Genomic DNA, 21,441 nt, shown 5'->3' with positions numbered 1-21,441 from the left:
CCTGCCGGCGTGCAACCGGCTCGCGCGGTCTGTGACCAGGCCTTCTGCGTGCACCGTCCTCGAACGAGCGACCGGGGCTAAGGTGGTTCCATGCGTGCCGGGTTCCCTGACTTTCGCCTCGGCAACGTCCTGGCCACCAGCTTCACGGGCACTCTGACGGAGCGTCGTGGCAACGCCGTGGAGCGCATTCCCACGCCGCAGCGACTCGTCGACTGGCTGGCGGCGAACGGCCTGGCCGTGGACTCCTGCACCCCCGCCCAGCTCGAACTCGCTCGGGAACTGCGGGAATCGATTCACGCCGCCGCGACGGCGGCCGCGACCCAGGACGCTCTCCCGGCGGCCGCTGTCCAGGTCATCAACGACTGCAGCATTCGGGGTCGGGCCGCGGCCGTCCTGACGCCCGAGGGGCGTCGTCAATGGCGACTCGGCTCGGCTTCCTGCGTAGAAGATGCCCTCAGCGTGATCGCCGCCGACGCGATTAGCATCATCGCAGGCGAACGGGACGGGAAGCTGGCCTTGTGCGCTTCGCCGACGTGCCGGGCCGCCTTCTTCGACACGAGTCGGAGTCGCACCCGCAAGTGGTGTGAGATGAACACGTGCGGGAATCGTGAGAAGAAGGCGCGCTTCAATGCCGGTCGACGCGAGAACGGGACCGCCGCACGGGCGGGTGCCGTCTGATCCGGCGTGTCCGGAAGAGTGCGCCGGGAAGGGGGAGGTGTGGTGCGCGAGCGGGGTGTCGGTCCGACCTGGTCGTGCACCAGTCCCACGAGGCCTGATCGCATGAGTCGAAGGGTGGGGTGCACGCCGTGGCCATCGAGGAGGTCCTGGCCGGCCGGACGCGGTCCGGGCGGGCGTGAGTGCGGCAGGTACGCCGATCCGGGATCTCGACACCCCGTCGGTGTTGGTCGACCTGGACCGGCTCGAAGCCAACATCGCCCGCGCGGCGGCGTTCGCCCGGGAGCACGGGATCTCGTTGCGGCCGCACTGCAAGACCCACAAGGTGGCCGAGATCGCCCGGATGCAGCTGGCGGCGGGGGCCGTGGGGCTCACGGTGGCGAAGCTGGGTGAGGCCGAGGCGATGGCCGACCACGGCTTCGGCGACATTTTCGTCGCCAACCAGATCGTCGGACCGATCAAGGTACGGCGTGCGGTCGCCCTGGCCCGACGGGTGCGCCTGTCGATCGGTATCGATCACATCGACCAGGCGGTCGCGCTCGGTGCGGCGTTCCGCGCGGAGGGATCGGAGCTGCCGGTGCACATCGAGATCGACACCGGTCAGCGCAGGGCCGGGGTCCTGCCCGGGGCGGCGGCCGTCGAGCTCGCCGAGGCGGTCAGCCGCGTCGACGGCGTGCGGCTCGACGGTGTCTTCACGCACCAGGGGCACGACTACCTGGTGCCCAGCCGGGACGAGGTCAGGGCCGTGGCCCTGACGGCTCAGGACGCGATGGTGGCGACCGCGGAGGCCATCCGCGCGGAACTCGGCACCGGGTGCCGCGTCAGCATCGGCTCGACGCCGTCGCTCATCGACGGGGCGCTTCGTGCCGGCGTCGACGAGCTCCGCGTCGGCGCGTACGTCTACCTCGACGCGTCCATGGCGAACGTGGTGGGCCACCACGACTGGTGCGCGCTGACCGTCCTCTCGACCGTGGTGAACAGGCCGACGGCAGCGCGCGCGGTGCTCGATGCCGGCGGCAGGGCCCTCAGCAGGGATCGACGCGGCGCGGGCACCGTACTCGGAACCCCGGGGTACGGCCACGTGGTCGAGTACCCGGAGATGGTGATCGATCGCCTGTCCGACGAGCACGCGGTGATCGACAACGCGGGCGCGGGCGTCGCTATCGGGGAGAAGGTGCGGATCATCCCGAACCACGCCGGCGGCGTCTCGAACCTGTTCGACCACGTCTTCGCGGTACGCGCGGGCGTGGTGGAGGACGTCTGGAGGGTGGTCGCGAGAGGTCGGAACCGGTGAGACCGGCTGGGGAGCGGCGAGGAGGCCGCGCTCAGCGGGCGGCGACCGGTCCGAACGCCGCGAGCGCGACGTCCTGCCAACGCTCCCACTCGGCGATCCGCGCCATGTGCTCCTCGCGCACCGGCTCGAAGGACCTGCCGAAGAAGACCCGCAGCGGCGGCTCGTCCGCGTCGACGACCGCGAACAGCGCCGGGACCGTGGCCGCGGGATCCCCCAACTCGAAGGTGCCGGCACCGGCGCGGAGCGGGTCGTAGGCGGCGATGGGCGCGCTGCGCCGGGAGCCGACCTCCAGCCAGCCCGTGCCGTACGGGCCGGGCTCGACGTTGGTCACCCGGATCCCGAGGTCGCGCACCTCCTTGGCGAGCGACTCGCTCAGGCCCTCCAGCGCCCACTTCGACGCGTGGTAGGCGCCGATGCCGGGGTAGGCCCGGACCCCGCCCTCGCTGGTGACGTTCACGAGGTGGCCGCCGCGCTGCTCCCTCATGATCGGCAGAGCGGCCTGCAGGACCCAGAGCGCACCGAGGAAGTTCGTCTCCAGCTGGGCGCGGATTTCGTTCTCGGTGAGCTCCTCGACGGCGCCGAAGTGCCCGTAGCCCGCGTTGTTCACCACCACGTCCAGCCGGCCGAACGTGTCGGCGGTCCGCCGGACGGCCTCGAACACCGCGTTCCGGTCGGTCACGTCGAGGCGGAGCGGCAGCAGCGCGTCGCCGTGTGCCGCGGCCAGGTCGTCGAGGGAGTGGGGATCGCGCGCGGAGGCGGCGACCACGTCCCCGCGGCGCAGCGCCGCCTCGGTCCAGAGGCGGCCGAAGCCGCGGGACGCGCCGGTGAGGAACCAGACCTTGCCGTTCGTCTGCATGCACCCAGCGTCCTTCGGCTCGAGGTGTGCGACAAGCGACAGTTCGACACGCTTGCCATGAGCAGAACGCATACCATCGGCGACGTGGCCGAGATGACGCTCGTCGGGCTCCGCGTCGTTCACGAGGTCGCGCGGCTGGGCTCGTTCAGCGCCGCGGCGGTCTCGTTGGGCTACACGCAGTCCGCGGTGTCCCGTCAGGTCGGGGCGATGGAGGCGGCAGCGGGCACCGCGCTGTTCGAGCGCCTCGCCAGGGGCGTGCGCCCGACGGCCGCGGGCGAGGTCGTGGCCCGGCGCGCGGGGCGGGTCCTCGGCGAGGTCGACGGCGCTCTGGAGGAGGTCTCGGGGGTGCGCGACCGGCTCGCCGGGCGCCTGGTCGTCTCGTGCTTCCCCGCCGCCGCGGCGGTCCTGCTGCCGCGCGCGATCGCCCTGCTCGGGCAGCGGCACCCCGAGCTCCGGGCGGAGCTCCAGGAGGCGGCGAGCCCGGTCCAGCTGCGCCGGTTGCGGGCAGGGCGGATCGAGGTCGCGCTGGTCGCGACGGTAGAGATGGTGCCGGAGCGGGATCTGGCCGGACTGCGCCACGAGGCGGTGGCGATCCCGCGTGGCCCCGGGATCGCCGTGTCGACCGGGCACCGGCTGGCCGACCGGGAGGCCGTCACCGTCGCCGACCTGGCCGGCGAGACCTGGATCGTGGGGACCGGTCCGGCGGGCGAGCCGCAGTTCGGTCCGTGGCCGGGGCTCGACCGGCCGCGCATCGGTCACGCGGTGCGGAGCTGGCCCACGCGGCTGGGCCTGGTGGCGGCAGGCATGGGGATCACCCGCCTCCCGGGGCTCGCCGCGGACTCGGTGCCCCGCGGCGTGCGCTGGCTCCCCGTCGACGACCCGGTCACGAGGTCGCACGGGTCGCTGGAGGTCGTGACCGCGGAGCAGCCGTCCGCGGCGGCGCGGGCGATGGTCCAGGCCGTCCGTGCGGAGGCGTCGCGGATGGTGCCGTGACGGCAGCGGCGCCGGGTGAACTCGGCACTGCCGCTTGACCTGAAGTGAGGTCGAGGTCCGAGGGTGGGCGCATGACCTTCCCCCACATCGAGGACACCAGCACCGACCACGCCGCCGACATCGTCGCGATCCGGGGCGTGATCGCGGACATCGAGAAGGGCTTCAACGACAACGACGCGGAACTGCTCGTGGAGCACTTCGCGGCCGGCGCCACGGCGGTGACGGCGACCGGTGCGCAGGTCGACGGCCGGCAGGCGCTGCTCGAGGTGAGCCGCGCCGGCCTGGCAGGCCCCCTGCGCGACGAGCGCGCCCGGTACGAGCTCGCCGATGTGCGCTTCGTGCGCCCGGACGTCGCGGTGGCGCACAAGCACGCCTGGGCGGTCGACGGCACGGGCGAGCCGATCGACGTCGGACACGCGATGAGCGCGCTCTACGTCCTCGTCCGGGAGGACGCGCGCTGGTGGGTGGTGGCCCGCCAGAACACGCTGGTGCCGCAGTCCTGACGTCCGCGCTCGCCTGCGCGGGCCTTCGACGGATCAGCGGCTCACCGCGGTCTCCTGCCCGATCCGCGACAGCTTGTCCGGGTTGCGGACGATGTAGAGCCCGGTGATCAGGCCGTCGTCGATCCGCACCGCCACGACGTTGTCGACCCGACCGTCGATCCGCACGATGAGGGCCGGGCTGCCGTTGACCTGCGTCGGCTCGACCGACACCGCGCCCGCGATCCGGGGCAGGCCCGCAGCCAGCAGGCGGGACACCCGGTCGGCACCCACGATCGGCCGCAGCACCGCCTGCACGACGCCGCCCCCGTCGCCGAGGAGGACGACGTCGGGCGCGAGCTTGTCGAGCAGGCCCTGCAGGTCGCCCGTCTCGACCGCCCGCCGGAACGCCGCGACCGCCTCGCGGGACTCGGCCGAGGTGACGGTTCCGCGCGGGCGGCGCGCCGCGACGTGCGCCCGTGCCCGGTGGGCGATCTGGCGGACCGCGGCCGGGGTCTTGTCGACGGCCTCCGCGATCTCGTCGTAGCCCAGGTCGAACACCTCGCGCAGCACGAAGACCGCCCGCTCGGTCGGCGCGAGCGTCTCCAGCACCAGCAGCATCGCCATGGAGACGCTCTCGGCCAGCTCGACGTCCTCGGCCACGTCGGGCGCGGTCAGCAGCGGCTCGGGCAGCCACGGACCGACGTAGGACTCCTTGCGGCGCCCGAGCGTGCGCAGCCGGGTCAGCGCCTGGCGGGTGGTGATCCGCACCAGGTACGCGCGCTGGTTCTCCACCGTGGCGAGATCGACACCCGTCCACCGCAGCCAGGTCTCCTGCAGGACGTCCTCCGCGTCGGAGGCCGAGCCGAGCATCTCGTAGGCGACGGTGAAGAGCAGGTTGCGGTGGGCGACGAACGCCTCGGTGGCGGGGTCCGTGCGCTCGCTCATGGGGGCTCCTCCCGTTTGACGGCGTCCCCTGCAGACGCCGCACCCCCCCGATCTGTGACAGGGGAGCTCGGATTCCGGTGGTGGCGTGGGTCACGCGGCCGAGCTGTCACGCGCTCCGGTCCGCCGGCATCTCGTGGTCGTCCGGTGCACGCACCACCACGAGTGAGGACCCCGTCATGGAACCCCGTATCGACCTGATGGCCAACGAGATCGGCGCGAAGCTCGCCAAGCGGTTCGCAGGCGTCGCCATGGTGATCGCGCAGTCGACGCTGCCCAAGGCCACGCAGGACCTGGTGATGCTGCGGGCCAGCCAGATCAACGGCTGCGCGTTCTGCGTCGACATGCACACGAAGGAGGCGACGGCCGCCGGGGAGACGGCGGCCCGGCTCCACCTGGTCGCCGCCTGGCGCGAGGCGGGCGTGTTCACCGAGGCCGAGCGGGCCGCGCTGGCGCTCACCGAGGAGGGCACCCGGATCGCCGACGCCCACCCGGGCGTGTCCGACGAGACGTGGGCCCAGGTCCGCAAGCACTACGACGACGACCAGATCGCCGCGTTGGTCTCGCTGGTCGGAATGATCAATGCCGCCAACCGGATGAACGTGATCGTGCGCAACCAGGGCGGCTCCTACGAGCCCGGGATGTACGCCGGCGTGGTGAGCTGACCGGGAGCCGCTCGAGGAACCGGCCGTGCTGGTGCGGTGGCCACGCACCGGGCAGTGGTCTCGGGCCGGGAACGGCGCGCCCACAGAGGTTTCCATGATCGTGTCGACACCATGGGTCTGCCCGCGGGCGGAGACCCATGACGTCGATCCGGTCATGCGGGAAGGGCGCGGTCGAGAGGGCCCTGACGTGCGACCCCGCCGTCGAACCGGCGGATCGCATCGCCTTCCTGGGCGGCGGACGGCCCGTGGAGGAGCCGCGGTAGCCGCTACGCGGAGTTCTGGGAGATGGTCGCGGCGCCGGTCTCGCCCAAGTCGATAAGGTCAGGCTAGCCTCAGGTCCCGATCGCTGATGACCACTGGAGGCTCCGTGCCTGCGAGCGACCCCGTCGGCCACCTCACCCGGCGCAGGCTGCTGACCGGCGCGGGCGCACTCGGTGCGCTGGGCCTGCTGTCCGCCTGCGGGGGTGGCTCCACCGCGACCTCGCCGCCCGGTCCGGCCGCAGCGCCCGGGGGCGGCGCGTTCCCGCTCACCGTCGAGCACAGCAAGGGCACCACCGAGGTCGCCGGCGCGCCGCAGCGCGTCGTCACCGTGGGGTTCAGCGACCAGGACCCGGTGCTCGCCATGGGCGTGCGGCCGGTGGCCGTCACCGACTGGTACGGCGACCACCCCTACGCCACCTGGCCGTGGGCGCAGGACGAGCTCGGGGACGCGCAGCCGCTCGTGATGAACAAGGGCGCGTTCACCGGCACCCCCGACTACCAGTACGAGCAGATCGCCGCCCTCGCGCCGGACCTGATCGTCGGGCTCTACACCTCCATGGACGACACCCAGTTCCAGACGCTGTCGCGGATCGCGCCGACCGTCGCCCCGCCCGCCGGGTTCCCGGAGTGGGGAGCGCCGTGGCAGGAGTACACGCGGCTCGCCGGTCGTGCGCTGGGCGTCCCGGATCGGGCGGAGGAGCTCATCGGCGGCATCGACGCGCAGCTCGCCGCGGCGCGGGAGGCGCACCCGGAGTTCGCCGGGCGGACCGCGGTGGTGGCGGAGCGGTTCGAGGGTGGGCAGTCCTTCGTCCGGTCGCCGGGCGACCCGCGCTCGCAGCTCGTGGCGGCCCTCGGCTTCACGATCCCGCCCGAGATCGCGGAGCTCGCAGGCGACCAGGACGGCGCGACGGTCAGCGACGAGCGGATGGGGCTGCTCGACCGCGACGTCCTGCTGTGGAACACCGGGTTCAGCCCCGAGGTGCGCCCGGAGATCGAGGCCGCGCCGCTGTACTCCCAGCTCGGCGTGGTGCGGGCGGGGCGGTCGGTCTTCGTGGAGGACCCGCTGGTCTCCGCCGCCTGGACCTGGGGCACCGTGCTGAGCCTGCCGAGCGTGATCGACGCGCTGGTGGGGCGGCTCGCCGCCGTCATGGCCTGACCGCGCGCTATTCCCGGGTCCCCCTGTGATCTGAACCGTCGGGGGAGCGGTCGACCCCGCCCGGGCGCCGACCTACTGTCAGCCCATGGCCGATGTGCTCCCCGAGCCCGCACCGAGCGACGCCGCCCTCCGCCGCGCGCTGCGGCGGGCCCGCGACGGCGTCACGTTGGACGTCACCGAGGCGTCCGTGCTGCTCGCCGCCCGCGGTGCGGCGCTGGACGAGCTGCTCACCGTGGCCTCGCGCGTGCGCGACGCCGGGCTGGTGGCCGAGGGCAGGCCGGGTGTCGTCACGTACTCGAAGAACGTGTTCATCCCGCTCACCCGGCTGTGCCGCGACCGCTGCCACTACTGCACCTTCGCGACGGTGCCGCACCGGTTGCCCGCCGCGTTCCTCGAGCGCGACGAGGTGCTGGAGATCGCCCGCGCCGGCGCGGCCGCCGGGTGCAAGGAGGCGCTGTTCACCCTCGGTGACCGCCCCGAGGAGCGCTGGCCCGCGGCCCGGGAGTGGCTGGAGGCGCGCGGGTACGGCTCCACGCTCGACTACGTGCGCGCCTGCGCGATCGCGGTGCTGGAGGAGACCGGCCTGCTGCCGCACCTCAACCCGGGTGTGTTGTCGTGGGCCGAGTTCACGCGGCTCAAGCCGGTGGCCGCGAGCATGGGGATGATGCTGGAGACCACGGCCGAGCGGCTGTGGAGCGAGCCCGGCGGCCCCCACTACGGGAGTCCGGACAAGGAGCCCGCGGTCCGGCTGCGGGCGATCACCGACGCCGGGCGCGTCGGCGTCCCGTACACGACCGGGATCCTGATCGGGATCGGCGAGAACCGCACCGAGCGCGCCGAGTCGCTGTTCGCCATCCGGTCCGCGGCGCGGGCGCACGGGCACGTCCAGGAAGCGATCATCCAGAACTTCCGGGCCAAGCCCGACACGGCGATGGCGAACGACCCGGACGCCGACCTGCACGACCTGGCCGCGACGATCGCGGTCGCGCGGATCGTGCTCGGCCCGAAGATGCGCATCCAGGCCCCGCCGAACCTGATCGGCGAGGAGTTCGCGCTCATGCTCCGCGCGGGCATCGACGACTGGGGCGGCGTCTCCCCGATCACGGCCGACCACGTCAGCCCGGAGCTGCCGTGGCCGGCGATCGACGAGCTGGCCACCCGCTCGGCCGCCGCCGGGTTCCGCATCCGCGAGCGGCTCGCGGCCTACCCGAAGTACGTGCTGGCCGGCTCGCCGTGGATCGACTCCCGCCTGCACGCCCACGTCGCCGCGCTCGCGGACCCGGAGACGGGCCTGGCCTGCGAGAGCGCCGCGGTCGTCGGGCGACCGTGGCAGGAGCCGGACGGCGGGTTCGCCTCCAGCGGGCGCACCGACCTGCACACCGCGATCGACACCGAGGGGCGCACGGACGACCGCCGCGGCGACTTCGCCTCCGTCTACGGCGACTGGGACGCGGTCGCCGAGGAGCTGGCCGGGACGCGGCGCGCTGCGCCGGAACGGCTGGACGCCGACGTCCGCGCCGGGCTGGAGCTGGCCGCGTCCGACCCGGCCGCGCTGCTCGACCCGGCGCACGAGGCGGCCGCGATGGCCGCGCTCACCTGTACCGGGGAGGCACTGGAGCAGCTCGCGCGCCTCGCCGACGCGGTGCGCGCGGACGTGGTCGGCGACGAGGTCACCTACGTCGTCAACCGGAACATCAACTTCTCGAACGTCTGCTACGTGGGCTGCCGGTTCTGCGCCTTCGCGCAGCGCGAGCGCGACGCCGACGCGTTCCGGCTCTCGCTCGACGAGGTCGCCGCCCGCGCCGTGGAGGCGGCCGAGGCCGGCGCCACCGAGGTGTGCATGCAGGGCGGGATCGACCCGCAGCTGCCGGTCACCTTCTACGCCGACCTCGTGCGCGCGGTGAAGGCCGCCGTGCCCGGCATGCACGTCCACGCGTTCTCGCCGATGGAGATCGTGTCGGCGGCCGCGAAGGCGGGCGTGTCGATCGAGGAGTGGCTCACCGAGCTGCGCGACGCCGGGCTGGGCTCGATCCCGGGCACCGCCGCGGAGATCCTCGACGACGAGGTGCGCTGGGTGCTCACCAAGGGCAAGCTGCCCGCCGCGCAGTGGCTGGAGGTCGTGGGCACCGCGCACCGGCTCGGGGTGCCGTCGTCGTCCACGATGATGTACGGGCACGTCGACGAGCCCCGGCACTGGCTCGGCCACCTGCGCACGCTCGCCGCGCTGCAGGACGAGACCGGCGGGTTCACCGAGTTCGTGCCGCTGCCGTTCGTGCACCACAACGCGCCGATCTACCTCGCAGGCATCGCCCGCCCTGGCCCCACCGCGCGGGACAACCGGGCCGTGCACGCGTTCGCCCGGCTCGCCCTGCACGGCCGGATCGACCACGTCCAGTGCTCGTGGGTGAAGCTCGGCGACGACCTCGCGGCCGACATCCTGCGCGGCGGCGCCGACGACATGGGCGGCACGCTCATGGAGGAGACGATCAGCCGGATGGCCGGGTCCGAGAACGGCTCGGCGCGCACCGTCACCGAGCTGGCGGCGATCGCGTCGGCCGCAGGCCGCCCGGTGCGCCAGCGCAGCACCACCTACCGGGAGCCGGTGGAGCGGCTGGTGCCTGCGCAGCGTCCCGGCCCGCGGCTGCTGCCGCTCGCCCCCGCATGATCGGTCCGACCCGTACGCCATGGCGGTCGGGACCGCGCTCCCGTGCGACTCGCAACGATCTCGGGGCGTGATCGGTTCGAGCCGTACGTCGACGGCGAAGCACGTCACGCGGGGCGTGGCCGGCACCCGGCGAGCTCCGGCGCGTCGACGCCGTGCACGACCTCCTCGGCGACGAGGCGCCCGGCCACGGCCGCGAGCGTGACGCCGGAGTGCATCACCGCCAGGTGGGCGCCGGGGACCAGCGGCCCGATCAGCGGGTGCCCGGCGGCCGGCATCGGGCGCACCCCCACGCGCGCGCTGCGCAGCCGCACGTCCTGCCCGCCGCGGAACAGGGCCGCGATCCGGTCGCGGGCGCGTTCCGCGGAGCGCGTGAGGGCCGCGGCCGTGGTCTCCCCGGCATGGGCGAGGGCCGCGAGCAGTGCGCCGTCGCCACCGGCGCGGACCTCGACCCCGGGCGCCACGACGACCGTCCGGACGAGGTCCGGCGGGCCGTCGAGCCGCAGCAGGACGGCGGGCGACGGGGCCACCGGCACGGTGATCCCGAGCGGTGCGCACAGCACGGCGACATCGGCGCCCGCGGTCAGTACGACCGTGTCGGCGCCGACGAACCCGGCCGTCGTCTCGACGCCCACGACCCGCCCGCCCGCCACCCGCAACACGGTCACCGCTGTGCCGAAGAGCGTCCGCGCGCCGGCGGCCGCGACCAGGGCCTCGGTCGTGGCCACCGGGTCCACGGCGCCGTCACCGGGGAGGTGCAGGGCCTGCTCGGGCGGGTGGCGCAGGTGCGGTTCCAGCGCGGCCACCTGCTCGGCGTCCACCAGCCGCTGCCCGGGCTCCGGGGAGCCGGGCGGCCACGAGAGCGACCCCGTCCACCGCACCCGCACGGCCGGCACCTCCGCGGACAGCCGCCGGTACTCCCGCGTCGCGGCCGCGCGCAGCGGTCCGCCCGGCCCGGGTACGCGCTGCGAGGCGCCGATCCACGCGAACGACTCGCCGGTGGCCCCCGATCCGGGCAGGGCCCGGTCCACGAGCGTCACGCGCGCGCCGAGCCGTGCGCAGTGGTGCGCCACCGACGCCCCGACGATGCCGGCCCCCACCACGACGATCTCCTGCACCGCCGGGACGCTAGTGTCCCCCGCCGGAAGTCCGCCGAATAATTCGGCGGCCCAGCTCCACGCTGCGCGCACCGGTCGACGAGCCGAGTACGCCCGGTACGAGGCTCGCCGCCCGGCACACGCAGCGAGAACCTGGATCCACCGACTTACGCAGCGAACTTCCGGCGGGGGATACTAGGCCCGGGCCCGGCAGGCGTCGAGCGGGTTCCGCGACGCGTACCGTGGCGGCCATGGGCGTTCTGGGCGAGATGTTCCCCGGGCGGAAGATCCGCGACGAGTCGACCGAGGCGGGCGACGGTCAGCAGCAGTGGCAGCTCGGGCCGATCGACCTCGACAACCGCACCGTCGAGGTGCGTGCGGTCGAGCCCGAACCGGAGCCCGACACCGCGGACTGAGCGTCACGGCAGGCGCTGCACCGTCCCGAGGGTGCCGTCGACGCGGACCTGGTCGCCGGTGCGCAGGACGGCGGTCGCGTCCCCGCATCCGACGACCGCCGGGATCCCGAGCTCGCGGGCCACGACCGCGGCGTGCGAGAGCCGCGCGCCCACGTCGGTGACGATCGCGGCGGCGCGCGGGAACAGCGGCGTCCAGCCGACGTTCGTGACGGTGGTGACCAGCACCTCCCCCGGCCGGAGCGCGTCGCCGCCCGCGACGTCGGGGAGGACGCGTACGCGACCGGTGACGATGCCCGCCGAGGCGCCGGTGCCCCGCACGGTGCCTGCGGCGCGCGTCCCGGGCGCCGCGGCCAGGGTGCCCCGCACGAGCGGCGGCGGGGCGGGCAGTGCGCGGTAGTGCGCGTAGGTGGCGCGCCGCACCGCGACGTCCGCGGTGACCGGCGCGCCCGACAGCACGCCGAGCACCTCCTCGAGCGAGAGCAGGAAGACGTCCTCGCCCAGACCCGTGAGCACCCCGGCACGCAGGAAGAACGCCCGCGCCACCCAGAACACACGCATGCTCGCCGATCGGATCCGCTCCCGTTGCCGGGCGGCGTCCGCCCATGCGTGCAGGCCGCGGCGGGCCCCCTCCACCCGCCGCGGCCGGTTCCGGACGAGCCGCTGCCACGCCTCCTCCCGGGCCGCCTCGCGGCGGGCCAGCAGCGGCCGCGGGTCGGGCCCGCCGCGCAGCTGCGCGAGGTGGCGGTCCAGGTCCTCGGCAGGGCGCGGCACCGAGAGCTCGAACTCGTGCGGGCCGCGGTGCCCGTGCTCGCGGACGTAGGTGTCGCGGTCGATCTCGCCGCGCTCCAGCCGCGCCAGCCCGATCAGCGGCCCCATGCTCGCCAGGTGCTCGCCCGCGGACGTCAGCGCCTCCGCGTCGGCGGCCCCGACGAGCCGGGTCAGCCGCGCAGGCACGGTCACGAGCGCCTTGCCGTCGCGCCGCACCACGTCCATGAGGTCGCCCACGAGGGCGAGCAGCGGGTCGACCTCGGCCGTCCAGATCGTGGCGAGCCGGCGCGGGTCCGCGGTGGCGGCGATCGCGGTGCGCAGGTCCGTGCACCGCTGCGGCAGGGCGGGCAGCTCGGTGGCGAGAGCACGGCGGGCGGCCCTGGCCCGCCGCACCCCCGTGACCGACGAGCGCAGGAGCGCGAGCGCGGTGCGTGCCCTCGGCATCGCGACCAGGGGGATCTCGACGTCCGGTGGCACGGTGCCGAAGACCGGTTCCATCGCCGCGAGCACTCGGCGCGGGGGCACGCCGAAGGTCGCGGCGAGCGAGACGATGACGCTCAGATCCAGGTAGAAGCGTCCCCGGATGCGCCCGAACGCCCGCGCCCCCGGCACCGCCGAGGTGGTCATGGCCCGGGACATGAACAGCGAGACGGTCGACCACGTGGCCGGCGTCATGACACCGGGGACGGCCTCGCCGAGGTTGCCGTTGGTCCAGAGGTGGTCGACCCCGACGCTGTCGTCCCACACCTCGAGGGCGGTGGTCCCGCTGGTCATGCCGGCCCTTCCGCGGCGATGCCTGCGGCGAGCCGGTAGGCCGCCGTGGCCTGCTCGACGGCCGTGGCCAGGTACGCCGTGGTGATCCGGGCCGTCCGCGCGACGTCCGCGGGGGCGAGCGCGCAGCCGCGGTCGAGGGCGCGCTCGACCGTGCCCGCCACGAGGTCGGGCAGCCGGTCCGGGGGAACCGGCGCGGGCAGCAGCGCGCCGGTCGTGAGGAAGCCGAGCAGGACCGCCGCCACGACCGCGAGCAGTTCGGCGGTGGGCAGGTCGGTGCGCACGAGGCCGGCCTCCCGCAGCTCGTCGAGGTAGGCGGCGAACCCGCGGGCCGTTCCCGGCATCTCGGGCACGGGCTCGGAACCGGCCAGCCGGCCGAGCACGTCCGCGTCGCGGCGCAGCACCGCGCCCAGCAGGGGGCGGCGCTGCAGCGCGCGGACGGAGGCGGCGACGACGCCGTGCGGGGTGGCGGCCCCGGCGTCGGCGGCCACGCCCTCGGCGGTGGCGGTGACCAATGCGAGGCGCTCGCGGCGCAGCACCGCGGTGAAGAGCGCCTCGCGGCTGGGGAAGTGCAGGTAGATCGTGCCCTTGGCGACGCCGGCGCCGCGGGCGACGGCCTCGACAGTCGTGCCGGAGTGCCCGACCGCGAGGACGGACTCCGCGGCCCGGTCGAGGATCCGATCGGTGCGCTCGGCCCAGGCTCGGACGTCGCGGCGGCCCGGGGGACCGGGTGCGGTCGTGCGCATGACTTTGACTGTAGCGGACCATCTGGTCAGAGTTACGGCCCCCGGCGGTCCGGTGGACCGGGATTGGGAGAATCGGCGCATGACCACCCCCGCCACCGACCGCCGCCCGCGGGTGCTGTCCGGCATCCAGCCGACCGCGGACTCCTTCCACCTGGGCAACTACCTGGGCGCGGTCCGGCAGTGGGTGGCGATGCAGGACACGCACGACGCGTTCTACTTCGTCCCCGACCTGCACGCGATCACCGTCGAGCACGACCCGAGGACGCTCGCCGCCCGCACCCGCAACGCGGTGGCCCAGCTGCTGGCCCTCGGGCTCGACCCGCAGCGGTGCACGCTGTTCGTGCAGTCCCACGTGCCCGAGCACGCGCAGCTGGAGTGGGTGCTCGGCTGCCTCACCGGGTTCGGCGAGGCGAGCCGGATGACGCAGTTCAAGGACAAGTCGCTGCGCCAGGGCGCCGACCGGGCCACGGTCGGGCTGTTCACCTACCCGGTCCTGCAGGCGGCCGACATCCTGCTCTACCAGGCCGACGGCGTGCCCGTGGGCGAGGACCAGCGCCAGCACCTCGAGCTCACCCGCGACCTCGCGCAGCGGTTCAACGCCCGCTTCGGCGCGGTGTTCACCGTGCCGGAGCCGTTCATCCCCACCGGGATCGCGAAGATCCAGGACCTGCAGGACCCGACGGCGAAGATGAGCAAGTCGGCGTCGAGCCCGGGCGGGATCATCGAGCTGCTCGACGAGCCGAGGGTGAACGCGAAGAAGATCCGCTCGGCCGTCACGGACACCGAGCGGGAGATCCGCTACGACCCGGAGGCGAAGGCCGGCATCTCCAACCTGCTCACGATCTACTCGGCGCTCACCGACCGGAAGGTCTCGGAGCTGGAGGCCGACTACGCGGGCAAGGGCTACGGCGACCTGAAGAAGGACCTCGCCGAGGTCGTCGCGACGTTCACTGAACCGCTGCGGGAACGGGTACGGGTCTACCAGGACGACCCGGCGGAGCTCGATCGGGTGCTCGCCCGCGGAGCCACCCGGGCGCGCGAGATCGCGGGCGCGACACTCACCGCCGTCCACGAGAGGATCGGTTTCCTGCCGCCGAAGTGATGGGGTGACGCCGTGGCTGCACCGGTTGCCGAGCAGGCCGAGGACGACGCCGCGGCGCCGTCGAGGCTCGAGCGGCTACGGGCGCGGTTCCCGTGGCTGGACCACCTCGTGCGGGCGGGCGCCCGCTACACCGAACGGCACGGCGACCACTACGCCGCGGCGATCACCTTCTTCAGCGTGCTGTCGCTCGTGCCGCTGCTGATGATCGCGTTCGCGGTCGCAGGGTACGTGCTGTTCTTCAACCCGGCGCTGCTCGGCGAGCTGCAGGCGTCGCTCACCGAGAACGTGCCGCCGCCGCTGGCCCCCACGGTCACCGGGATCGTGCAGCAGGCCATCGACCAGCGCGGAGCCGTCGGCGTCCTCGGCCTCCTCGGTGCCCTCTACTCCGGCATCGGGTGGATGTCCAACCTCCGGGAGGCGCTCTCGGAGCAGTGGGCGCAGGTGCCCGCCGTGCCCGCCCTGCCCAAGCGCCTGCTGTTCGACCTGCTGGCGCTGGCGGGCCTCGGTGCCGCGCTCGTCGGTTCGTTCGCGGTGACGGGCATCGCCACCGCGTTCGCCACCACCGTGCTGGAGCTCGTCGGGCTCGGCGACGTGGGGTGGGCGCGGTTCCTGCTCGGCCTGCTCGGCGTCGCGCTCGGGATCCTGGCCAACTGGCTGATCTTCATGTGGGTCATCGCGCGCCTGCCGCGGGAGCACGCGACGCTGCGCAGTGCCGCGAAGGCCGCGCTGTTCGGGGCCGTGGGCTTCGAGGTCCTCAAGATCGTCATGCGGTACTACCTGGAGAGCGTCACCGGTTCGCCGAGCGGGGTCATCTTCGGGCCGTTCCTCGGCCTGCTCGTCTTCGCGTTCTTCGCCTCCCGCTTCGTGCTCTTCGTGACGGCGTGGGCCGCAACGTCACGGGAGAACGAGCAGGAGGAGCCGGTGCCGGTGCCCGACCCGCCGGTGCTGCACTCCGAGGTCGTGGTGCGCAGCGGCCCCACCGGCCGCACCGCGCTGGGCCTGCTCGGCGCAGGCGTGGTGACGGGTCTGCTGGGCAGCCGCCTGCTCATGGGCCGCCACTCCCACCGCACCTCGGAGCCATAGCGGTACGGCTCCACGTGCGTCAGCGGCCGGCGAGGTGGGCGGCCAAGCCGTCCAGGTGGCGGGCCATGGCGTGCTCCAGCAGGGCGTCCAGGTCCTGCACGGCGCGCTCGGGTACCGACGCCAGCTGCGGGTAGTGGCCCGAGGCCATCAACCCGCGCACCTCGTCGTCCAGGGCGACCCACCACTGGTCGTTGGCCTGACCGGTCTCCCGTTCGGCCCTGGTCTCGGCGGTGGCGCTCGCGGCGAGGCCGCGGACCAGGGACGCCAGGGCGATCACCTCGCGCGCGCGTTCGGCGGGGCTGAGGTCGAGGCGGGCCAGCGCTTTCAGCGTCCACTCGGTGTGCGACATGGCCTCGGGGAGCAGCAGCGGCCGGGTCAGCGAGACGAGCTCGGGCAGCCAGGGGTGCCTGCGGTAGGCCCGCCATTGCACCCGGCAGGCCAGCTCGAGCTTCGCCCGCCACCCCGCAGGCCCCGGCTCGGGCAGCGGATGGGCCCGGAACACGGCGCGGACCAGCAGGTGCTCCAGCTCCTCGCGCCCGGCGAGGTACCGGTAGAGCGACATCGGGGCGACCCCGAGCTCGGCGGCGATCCGGCGCATCGAGGCGGCCTCCAGGCCTTCGGCGTCGGCGACCGCCAGCCCGGTGGCGACGATCCGGCCCGTCGTCAGGTCCCGGTCGCGGGACCGCGGGCTGCGCCGTGACGGCGGTTCCGGGGAGCGCACGACCGTGCCCGAGCCCGGCCGGGTGACCACCAGCCCCTCGTCGCGCAGCACCGCGAGCGCCCGGGTGGCGGTGGCCATCGCGACGCCGAAGTCGCGGACCACCTGCCGGGTGGAGGGCACGCGCTCGCCGGGCCGCAGATCGCCCGAGACGATCCGACTGCGGATCGCCCCGGCCACCCGTAGGTAGGGCCGGTCGCTCTCGTCGGGGTCCACGCCGTCACCGTACTAGTGCGGATCCCGGTGGGCGAGCCGCGAGTTCGGGTTATCCCCACCAGTTCAGCCCCAGCAAACCCGCATTTTTCGGAAAGTGCACTGCGATAGATCGACGGGATCGGTGCGCACTTCCTACGGTGTACGCATGGTTCCTGTTACCACCGAGTGCGAGGTCGCGGTCGGCGTGCTGACCGCAGCCTTCGCCGACGATCCCGTGTGCCGCTGGCTCCTGCCCGACGACGGGATCGACGCCGCCCGGGTGTTCCGGCCCGTCGTGGAGCAGTCCGCCGGGCAGGGCGAGCTCGTGGTCGATCCCGACGGCACGGCCGTCGCGGTCTGGCTGCGCCGGGGGGCCGAGGCGCCGGCAGGTGACGGCACCCCGCTCCCGGACGAGCTCGCCCGGCTGACCGCCTTCATGATCCTCACCGAGCAGCGGCACCCGGTCGGACGCGAGCACCTCTACCTCGCGTTCCTCGGCGTCGTGCCGGGCGCGCAGGGCAGCGGCACCGGCGGGAGGCTGCTGCGGGACCGGCTCGCCCGTGCCGACGTCGAACGCCTACCCGCCTACCTGGAGGCGAGCTCGGCGCGCAGCCGCGCGTTCTACGAGCGCCACGGGTTCCGCACCACGGGCGACCCGATCACCCTGCCCGCCGGCCCGCGGTTGTGGCCGATGTGGCGCGAACCCCGTCCCTGAACGCACCACGAACGAATGGAGCAGCTCATGCCCGTCACCAGCCAGGTCGTCGCAGGCGGCGACACCGACTTCATGTCCGTCGCGCACCTCACCGCGTCCGGGAGCCAGGTCGAGATCGGCCGCGCGTACGCCGAGCAGGCCCGCCGCGTCTTCGGTTGGACGCCCGCGCGCGCCGACCCGGTGAAGGCCCGCGCCCGCCGTGCCTGGTTCGCCCGGCACTGGCCGCAGCACCTGGCCCGGATGCAGGGCGCCGCGCAGGCGCTCGGCGTCGACCTCGAGGCCGACGAGGTGTACCTGGACGGCCTCACCGGCGTCCCGAACGGGTCGGCCTGCTCGGCGAGCTACTACCCGCGCGCGGCCACCGTCGACGGGCGTGCCGTCCTCGGCCGCAACTACGACTTCTTCACGACCAGCGCGACGGAGCTGTTCGCCCTGCTGGCCGGGCAGCCGGTGCCGGACGGGACCGAGGCGCCCATGTCGTCGCGCCCGCACGTGCTCACCAGCGTGCCCGACGACGGGCCTGCCACCACCGTGCTCACCATGAACGAGCTGGACAGCTGCATGGAGGGGGTCAACGAGCACGGCCTCGCGGTCACCCTGCTGATCGCCGACGCGGAGCGCACGACCGGTCCGATCGATGCCGGGCCGCAGGTCGGGCTGGCCAGCGCCCAGCTCCCGCGCTTCCTGCTCGACACGTGCACGAGCGCCGCCGAGGCGCTCGACGCGCTGTACGCGGCCAAGCAGTACGACCTGGGCACGCCGCTGCACTACCTGGTGGGCGACCGCTCCGGCGACGCCTTCGTCTGGGAACGCGGTCCGGGCGGCGACGAGCACGCCGTCCGGGCACCGGACGGTGCCCTGTGCGTGACCAACCACCTGCTGCACCGCCACCGCGATGCGGCCGCACTACCTGCGGACAACACCGAGACCATGCTGACCTACCAGCGCTACCGGGCCGTCGCCGAGCGCTCGGCCGGCACCGGCCTGTCCGCAGAGCGGATGCGCGATGCCCTCGACGCGGCCCGCGTCGACGCCGCCACCGACACCCCCTACCCGATCCGCACGCTCTGGCGCACCGTCATCGACCTGGAACGCGCCACGATGGCGACGCACTTCTACCTGGGCGACGCCCCGGACGGAGCGCCGCGCTACAGCCCGGAGCTCGAGTTCGCGCTGCCGGCCCTGCAGCGCACCTGACCTCGCCGGACGCGAGCCGGGGTCAGCGGCCGCGGCGCAGGGCGAGGCCGCCGATCACCAGCCCGGCGATCCCGACGGCGCCCAGCCCGATCGGGAGGACCAGCGACGCGTCCGGACCGGCGGTGAGCGTGCTGCCGGCGGCGAGGGTCGTCGTGTCGGGGGCGGGCGGCGCGGGCGCGGCCTCGACCAGCGTGCCGACGGCCGGGGTGGTCGCCGGGAGGTCGAAGCCCCAGTCGAGCAGGTCGGCACCCTGCTCCCACATCGGTTCGGGCTTCTGCTCGCCGCGCATCAGCGCGACGACGAGCCGCCTGCCGTCCCGCTCCGCGGCGGCGACGAGCGTGTGCCGGGCGGCCTCGGTGTAGCCGGTCTTGCCGCCGATCGTCCCCTCGTACCGGGCGAGCAGCTTGCTGCTGTTGTAGAGCTCGAAGCCGGGGTGCTCGCCGTAGCCGGGGAAGGGGATCGAGTCCAGGCTGGTCGTCTGCGCGAACAGCGGTTCGCGCATCGCGGCCCGGAACAGCAGCGCGAGGTCGTAGGCCGAGGAGGCCATGCCGGGCCCGTCGAGACCGGACGGGGTGGCCGGTCGCGTGTCGAGGGCGCCGAGCTCCCGGGCGATGTCCGTCATGACGGCGAGCGCGGCCGCGTCCCCGCCCATCTCACGGGCGAGGGCCTGGGCGGTGTCGTTGCCCGAGTTGAGCAGCAGCCCCGCGAGCAGCTGGCGCACCGTGTACTGCCCGCCCGCGCCGATGCCCGCCTTGCTGCCGTCGATGGCCTGGTCCGCGGCAGTGCCGGCGACGACGGTGTTCGGGTCCAGCGTGCGGATCGCGGCGAGCGCGGTGAGCACCTTGAGCGTGGACGCCGGCCGGTGCCGGGCGTGCGGGGCCTTCGCCGCGAGCACGGCGCCGGTGTCGAGGTCGGCGAGGACCCAGGACTCGGCGGTCAGCTCGGGAGCTCCCTCGGGGCCGATCTCCTCGCAGGTGCCCATACCCGGTCCGCCCACCGGCTCGTCGGGCCAGGGGAGCGGGCCCGGCGCGGGGTCCACCAGCTCCTCCTCGGCCGCGGGCGGCGGTGGAACCTGCTGCCCGCGGCAGCCCACGGTGACGTCCGCCGCCGGGACCGGAGCCGTGGTGGCCGGGCACGCCAGCGCGAGTACCAGCGTCAACGCCGCGGCCCACCGCACACCTCGACTGTAGGTCTCCGGTGTGCCTCCGTGCCCCTCCCAGGTCGCGATGATCACGTGATCGGGGGACGCCCGGCGGTGCGCCGGCACTCACCACCGCCGCCGGCGTGGTCACGCTCTGGAGTCGACGATTCGGTCACGCCCCGGCGTCCGGCGTGTGAACCGCAGCCTCCCTGGACTACGGTCCCTCCGGCGTGGCGGGGCGAGATCGGCCCGGCCGGAACAGGAGAGGTCTTCAGTGCGGATCAGACGAGGATTCGTGCTGGCAGCGGCCGTGCTGACCAGCGCGTTGGTGGTGGCGGGCTGCGCCCGTGACACCGGGTCCCCCCAGCAGGGCGGGGACGCCGCAGGAGCCGAGTGCACGCGCAACGCCGCTCCCGCCGCGGCGGGTGGTGCCGCTGCCACACCGGCCCCGGTCGCGCCGAACTCCGACGCCAGCGCGCTGAAGGTGGGCCTCGCCTACGACATCGGCGGCCGCGGTGACCTGTCGTTCAACGACTCGGCCGCCGCCGGGCTCGAGCAGGCGATCAGCGACCTCGGCCTGCAGCAGGCCAACACGCGCGAGCTCGCCGCCGCGGAGAACGAGAGCGAGGACGCGGCGGCCACCCGCCTGCGCCAGCTCGTCGCCGACGGCTTCAACCCGATCATCGCGGTCGGCTTCAAGTACGCGACCGCGACGCAGACCGTCGCCACCGAGAACCCGAACGTGCAGTTCGCGATCGTCGACGACGCCACGGTCGAGCTCCCGAACGTCACGCCGCTGGTGTTCGCCGAGGAGCAGGGATCGTTCCTCGTCGGTGCCGCCGCCGCGATGAAGACGCAGGCCTGCCACATCGGCTTCGTCGGGGGTGTCGAGACGCCGCTGATCCAGAAGTTCGAGGCGGGCTACGTCGCCGGCGCCCGCGCCGTCGCGCCGGACATCCAGGTCGACGTCGACTACATCAGCCCGGCGGGCGACTTCACCGGCTTCAACGACGCCGCGCGCGGCACCGAGGTGGCCCGCGGCCAGCTCGACTCCGGCGCGGACATCGTCTACCACGCGGCCGGTGCGTCGGGGCAGGGCGTGTTCGAGGCCGTCAACGCGGCGAACAGCCCGGAGGCCCCGAAGTTCGCGATCGGCGTGGACTCCGACCAGTACAACACCGTCGAGCCGCCGGTCAACCAGGTGATCATGACCTCCATGATCAAGTCGGTCGACGTCGCGGTGTTCAACTACATCAACGCGGTGGCCGCGGGCGACACCAGCGTGCTGCCCGAGGCGTTCGACCTCTCCGTCGACGGCGTGGGCTACTCGACGTCCGGCGGCATGATCGACGACATCACCGGCGACCTGGACGCCTACAAGGCCGCGATCATCAGCGGCGAGATCCAGGTGCCGAGCACGCCGTAACGGGCGCGATCACGCATCGGGCACCATCGGGGGCCGGGACCACCATCCCGGCCCCCGACCCGTACGCCCCAGAAGGGCTG

General features: G+C 74.0%; 20 protein-coding genes. 13 read left to right on the top strand and 7 right to left on the bottom strand.

Annotation, left to right across the window (positions count from 1 at the left end; all coding sequences use genetic code 11):
* Window positions 1-90 precede the first annotated feature (90 nt).
* Both FB558_RS10215 and FB558_RS10210 read left to right on the top strand, forming a co-directional pair.
* Window positions 91-678, top strand: a complete 588-nt coding sequence (locus tag FB558_RS10215; RefSeq protein WP_142050870.1) for a CGNR zinc finger domain-containing protein — start codon at window positions 91-93, stop codon at window positions 676-678.
* 175 nt (window positions 679-853) lie between these two features.
* On the top strand, window positions 854-1,969 hold the full coding sequence (locus FB558_RS10210; RefSeq protein WP_142050867.1) for an alanine racemase: 1,116 nt from the start codon (window positions 854-856) through the stop codon (window positions 1,967-1,969).
* Between the two features lie 31 nt (window positions 1,970-2,000).
* On the opposite strand, the gene FB558_RS10205 is transcribed toward FB558_RS10210, so the two are convergent.
* A complete protein-coding gene (locus FB558_RS10205; protein ID WP_142050864.1) occupies window positions 2,001-2,825 on the bottom strand; it encodes an SDR family NAD(P)-dependent oxidoreductase in 825 nt (274 codons plus the stop codon).
* Window positions 2,826-2,918: 93 nt separating this feature from the next.
* Between FB558_RS10205 and FB558_RS10200 the strand changes: the two genes are divergently transcribed.
* Both FB558_RS10200 and FB558_RS10195 read left to right on the top strand, forming a co-directional pair.
* Window positions 2,919-3,818: a LysR family transcriptional regulator gene (locus FB558_RS10200; protein ID WP_246106509.1), complete on the top strand. Its 900-nt coding sequence runs from the start codon at window positions 2,919-2,921 to the stop codon at window positions 3,816-3,818.
* 71 nt (window positions 3,819-3,889) lie between these two features.
* Entirely contained in the window at window positions 3,890-4,321 is a 432-nt protein-coding gene (locus FB558_RS10195; RefSeq protein ID WP_142050856.1) for an SgcJ/EcaC family oxidoreductase, read from the top strand.
* 33 nt (window positions 4,322-4,354) lie between these two features.
* Here the strand turns inward: FB558_RS10195 and FB558_RS10190 are convergent, their stop codons facing one another.
* Window positions 4,355-5,245 carry an RNA polymerase sigma-70 factor gene (locus tag FB558_RS10190; protein ID WP_142050853.1) on the bottom strand — a complete coding sequence of 297 codons (891 nt, stop codon included), beginning with the start codon at window positions 5,243-5,245 and terminating at the stop codon, window positions 4,355-4,357.
* Between the two features lie 176 nt (window positions 5,246-5,421).
* Between FB558_RS10190 and FB558_RS10185 the strand changes: the two genes are divergently transcribed.
* From FB558_RS10185 to FB558_RS10175, 3 genes are all read left to right on the top strand, one after another.
* A complete protein-coding gene (locus tag FB558_RS10185; protein ID WP_142050850.1) occupies window positions 5,422-5,907 on the top strand; it encodes a carboxymuconolactone decarboxylase family protein in 486 nt (161 codons plus the stop codon).
* Window positions 5,908-6,274: 367 nt separating this feature from the next.
* Window positions 6,275-7,324 carry an iron-siderophore ABC transporter substrate-binding protein gene (locus FB558_RS10180; RefSeq protein WP_211366263.1) on the top strand — a complete coding sequence of 350 codons (1,050 nt, stop codon included), beginning with the start codon at window positions 6,275-6,277 and terminating at the stop codon, window positions 7,322-7,324.
* Between the two features lie 85 nt (window positions 7,325-7,409).
* A complete protein-coding gene (locus FB558_RS10175; RefSeq protein WP_142050844.1) occupies window positions 7,410-9,989 on the top strand; it encodes a bifunctional FO biosynthesis protein CofGH in 2,580 nt (859 codons plus the stop codon).
* Window positions 9,990-10,093: 104 nt separating this feature from the next.
* On the opposite strand, the gene FB558_RS10170 is transcribed toward FB558_RS10175, so the two are convergent.
* The gene (locus FB558_RS10170) at window positions 10,094-11,104 is read right to left on the bottom strand and encodes an NAD(P)/FAD-dependent oxidoreductase (RefSeq protein ID WP_142050841.1); all 1,011 of its coding nucleotides are present in this window, start codon (window positions 11,102-11,104) and stop codon (window positions 10,094-10,096) included.
* Window positions 11,105-11,334: 230 nt separating this feature from the next.
* On the opposite strand from FB558_RS10170, the gene FB558_RS43190 reads away from it, so the two are divergent.
* Window positions 11,335-11,499, top strand: a complete 165-nt coding sequence (locus FB558_RS43190) for a hypothetical protein (RefSeq protein WP_170231263.1) — start codon at window positions 11,335-11,337, stop codon at window positions 11,497-11,499.
* A gap of 3 nt (window positions 11,500-11,502) precedes the next feature.
* Here FB558_RS43190 and FB558_RS43880 read toward each other — a convergent pair whose 3' ends face one another.
* Together FB558_RS43880 and FB558_RS10160 are read right to left on the bottom strand one after the other, a co-directional pair.
* Window positions 11,503-13,041: a PEP-utilizing enzyme gene (locus FB558_RS43880; RefSeq protein ID WP_142050838.1), complete on the bottom strand. Its 1,539-nt coding sequence runs from the start codon at window positions 13,039-13,041 to the stop codon at window positions 11,503-11,505.
* Window positions 13,038-13,784, bottom strand: coding sequence for a TetR/AcrR family transcriptional regulator (locus FB558_RS10160; RefSeq protein WP_170231262.1), 747 nt, complete (start codon window positions 13,782-13,784; stop codon window positions 13,038-13,040). Before FB558_RS10160 ends, FB558_RS43880 begins: the two co-directional genes overlap by 4 nt.
* Before the next feature lie 79 nt (window positions 13,785-13,863).
* On the opposite strand from FB558_RS10160, the gene trpS reads away from it, so the two are divergent.
* Window positions 13,864-14,886, top strand: coding sequence for a tryptophan--tRNA ligase (gene trpS, locus FB558_RS10155; RefSeq protein ID WP_142050832.1), 1,023 nt, complete (start codon window positions 13,864-13,866; stop codon window positions 14,884-14,886).
* Between the two features lie 12 nt (window positions 14,887-14,898).
* Window positions 14,899-15,969: an inner membrane protein YhjD gene (gene yhjD, locus FB558_RS10150; protein WP_142050829.1), complete on the top strand. Its 1,071-nt coding sequence runs from the start codon at window positions 14,899-14,901 to the stop codon at window positions 15,967-15,969.
* Window positions 15,970-15,988: 19 nt separating this feature from the next.
* Here yhjD and FB558_RS10145 read toward each other — a convergent pair whose 3' ends face one another.
* Window positions 15,989-16,903, bottom strand: coding sequence for a GntR family transcriptional regulator (locus tag FB558_RS10145; protein ID WP_142050826.1), 915 nt, complete (start codon window positions 16,901-16,903; stop codon window positions 15,989-15,991).
* Window positions 16,904-17,048: 145 nt separating this feature from the next.
* Between FB558_RS10145 and FB558_RS10140 the strand changes: the two genes are divergently transcribed.
* Both FB558_RS10140 and FB558_RS10135 read left to right on the top strand, forming a co-directional pair.
* The gene (locus tag FB558_RS10140) at window positions 17,049-17,597 is read left to right on the top strand and encodes a GNAT family N-acetyltransferase (RefSeq protein WP_142050823.1); all 549 of its coding nucleotides are present in this window, start codon (window positions 17,049-17,051) and stop codon (window positions 17,595-17,597) included.
* A 27-nt stretch (window positions 17,598-17,624) separates the two neighbouring features.
* Window positions 17,625-18,794 (top strand): C45 family peptidase, encoded by a 1,170-nt coding sequence (locus FB558_RS10135; protein WP_142050819.1) that lies wholly within the window; start codon window positions 17,625-17,627, stop codon window positions 18,792-18,794.
* Between the two features lie 22 nt (window positions 18,795-18,816).
* Here the strand turns inward: FB558_RS10135 and FB558_RS10130 are convergent, their stop codons facing one another.
* On the bottom strand, window positions 18,817-19,971 hold the full coding sequence (locus FB558_RS10130; RefSeq protein WP_142050816.1) for a D-alanyl-D-alanine carboxypeptidase family protein: 1,155 nt from the start codon (window positions 19,969-19,971) through the stop codon (window positions 18,817-18,819).
* 259 nt (window positions 19,972-20,230) lie between these two features.
* Between FB558_RS10130 and FB558_RS10125 the strand changes: the two genes are divergently transcribed.
* The gene (locus FB558_RS10125) at window positions 20,231-21,361 is read left to right on the top strand and encodes a BMP family lipoprotein (protein WP_246106350.1); all 1,131 of its coding nucleotides are present in this window, start codon (window positions 20,231-20,233) and stop codon (window positions 21,359-21,361) included.
* Window positions 21,362-21,441 lie beyond the last annotated feature (80 nt).

This window comes from Pseudonocardia kunmingensis (assembly GCF_006716445.1).
GTDB classification, from domain to species: domain Bacteria; phylum Actinomycetota; class Actinomycetes; order Mycobacteriales; family Pseudonocardiaceae; genus Pseudonocardia; species Pseudonocardia kunmingensis.
The sequence above is the reverse complement of the archived record's forward strand: the minus strand, read 5'-3'. Positions and strand labels throughout refer to the sequence as shown.